At 62.5% G+C, this 280-nt stretch carries 1 protein-coding gene; it reads left to right on the top strand.

Annotated elements, in window-relative coordinates; genetic code table 11:
• Positions 1-26 precede the first annotated feature (26 nt).
• Positions 27-280: hypothetical protein (locus NE547_RS18245; RefSeq protein ID WP_370866868.1), on the top strand; the 254-nt coding region annotated here is incomplete at its 3' end.

The following is a 280-nucleotide window of genomic DNA, read 5'->3' as shown; positions in this document are numbered from 1 at the left end:
CCCGGCGTCAGGAGCGGTTTATCCGCATGCAGGATCTGCACGAGGCGGTGATCAAGGTCATTGCCGGGCCGGAGAAGAAGAGCCGGGTGGTCATCAATACCCTGACCGAGGGAGACTACCTCTACCTCCAGGACAGTGAGCAGATCTACCAGTACCTTTGGGAATGCACCGCGGTCATCGAGCCCAGCAACTGGGGCCCCATCTACAATCAGGGCTACGCCTGCGTCACCCTGACGACCTGTACGCCCATCGGCGTGGCGGACCACCAGCCGGTGGTCCG

Source organism: Flavonifractor sp. DFI.6.63, from assembly GCF_024462255.1.
In the GTDB taxonomy this organism is placed as follows: Bacteria; Bacillota; Clostridia; order Oscillospirales; family Oscillospiraceae; genus Lawsonibacter_A; species Lawsonibacter_A hominis.
The sequence above is the reverse complement of the archived record's forward strand: the minus strand, read 5'-3'. Positions and strand labels throughout refer to the sequence as shown.